Source organism: Amorphus sp. MBR-141, assembly GCF_053628695.1.
The window spans coordinates 1-1,278 of sequence record NZ_JBRJGW010000091.1; the positions used below are offsets into that span (position 1 = coordinate 1).

Genomic DNA, 1,278 nt, shown 5'->3' on the forward strand with positions numbered 1-1,278 from the left:
GTCAGATCGAACCGGGCCATATCATCTCCTCCCCCACGACGGAGGAAAGGTTGGCGAACATCGATTGCAAATCCGTTTATGAGTATGTGACCTAAGCCGTTGCGGTGAACATGACGGACCGGTCGCAGCGGAATGTCGTAGGGAGTTTGTCGGATGCGGGCGGGCAATGTGACCGGAGATCAGGACGCGCTCCGCTTTCCCTTCGAGGAGGCGCCGCCGACCGGTGTGCCGGTCGAGGTCGCGCCGGGCATCCTGTGAGTCCGGTTTCCGCTGCCGTTCCGCCTCGACTACGTGAACATCTACCTGATCGAGGACGGCGACGGGTACGCCGTGGTCGACACCGGCATTTCCGACGACGTGACGCGGGCGGCCTGGCGCGCGCTGATGGCGGGGCCGCTGCGTCTGGGCGGTGGACCCTGAGGGCGATCCGCTCGGCCACTATCTGCGCTCGCTCAGGCTGCTGGAGGCGCACGTTCCGGAGGACACGCTGGTTCTGCCCGGCCATCAGCTGCCGTTCTACGGGCTCGCCGAGCGCTGGCTGCCGGCAGATCGTCAATCACCACGAGGACCGGTGCCGGATGATCGCCGATGCCTGTGCGGAGGGGCCGAAATCGGTGCGGAACTGGTGCCGGTGGTGTTCCACCGGTCGCTCGATCCGCACCAGATGTCGTTCGCCTTCAGCGAGACCCACGCCCACGTCAACCGGATGATCCGGCGCGGCGAACTCGCCTGGATCGAGCGCGACGGCAACTTCGCCTGCGCGCTGGCGGGGTAGCGCCTTTCCGATCGGGGTCTTGATCAAACGAAAACCGCCGCCGGCTGTGGTGCCGGCGACGGTTCGTGTCGTTCGGCGCTGGACCGCGCGAATCAGAGCTTCGATTTGATCTCGCCGCCGTCTACCACCACCTGCGGGATGGCGTCACGGATGGCCGCCGCGTCGGTGGAGCCGGCCTTGGCGATCGCCAGGCCGACGATGGCGCCGGCGTCATAGGAGCGGTCGGCCGCCTTGCGGGGCATGGCCGATGTTGCGGCAGGTTTTGAGGATCCGGTCCACAAAGCGCCGCGCCGTGACCGGGCTTTGGCTCACGTCCTCGACGTGATCGTAGATGGCTTTGAGGTCGTCGATCGCCTCCCGGCGGTAGGTGACCTTAACCCGCTGCATTGCGGGCGGCTTTCTCCCGGTCTGACCTGCCCCTGAGTTTTTCCTCCACCTGGAGTTAGAGTCCGGCCTCGATCGAAGGACGGACAGATGAAGCGGAAGCGATTTACGGAAGAGCA

General features: G+C 65.6%; 4 protein-coding genes. 2 read left to right on the plus strand and 2 right to left on the minus strand.

What is annotated here, in order from left to right:
- Window positions 1-291: 291 nt before the first annotated feature.
- Together ACSSVZ_RS28135 and ACSSVZ_RS28140 are read left to right on the plus strand one after the other, a co-directional pair.
- The gene (locus ACSSVZ_RS28135; RefSeq protein WP_453974172.1) at window positions 292-420 is read left to right on the plus strand and encodes an MBL fold metallo-hydrolase; all 129 of its coding nucleotides are present in this window, start codon (window positions 292-294) and stop codon (window positions 418-420) included.
- A complete protein-coding gene (locus ACSSVZ_RS28140) occupies window positions 410-775 on the plus strand; it encodes a hypothetical protein (RefSeq protein ID WP_453974173.1) in 366 nt (121 codons plus the stop codon). Before ACSSVZ_RS28135 ends, ACSSVZ_RS28140 begins: the two co-directional genes overlap by 11 nt.
- Before the next feature lie 92 nt (window positions 776-867).
- On the opposite strand, the gene ACSSVZ_RS28145 is transcribed toward ACSSVZ_RS28140, so the two are convergent.
- Both ACSSVZ_RS28145 and ACSSVZ_RS28150 read right to left on the minus strand, forming a co-directional pair.
- Entirely contained in the window at window positions 868-1,017 is a 150-nt protein-coding gene (locus tag ACSSVZ_RS28145) for a hypothetical protein (protein ID WP_453974175.1), read from the minus strand.
- Window positions 986-1,162 (minus strand): type II toxin-antitoxin system RelE/ParE family toxin, encoded by a 177-nt coding sequence (locus ACSSVZ_RS28150; RefSeq protein WP_453974174.1) that lies wholly within the window; start codon window positions 1,160-1,162, stop codon window positions 986-988. The genes ACSSVZ_RS28145 and ACSSVZ_RS28150 overlap by 32 nt, the downstream gene beginning before the upstream one ends.
- Between the last annotated feature and the right edge of the window lie 116 nt (window positions 1,163-1,278).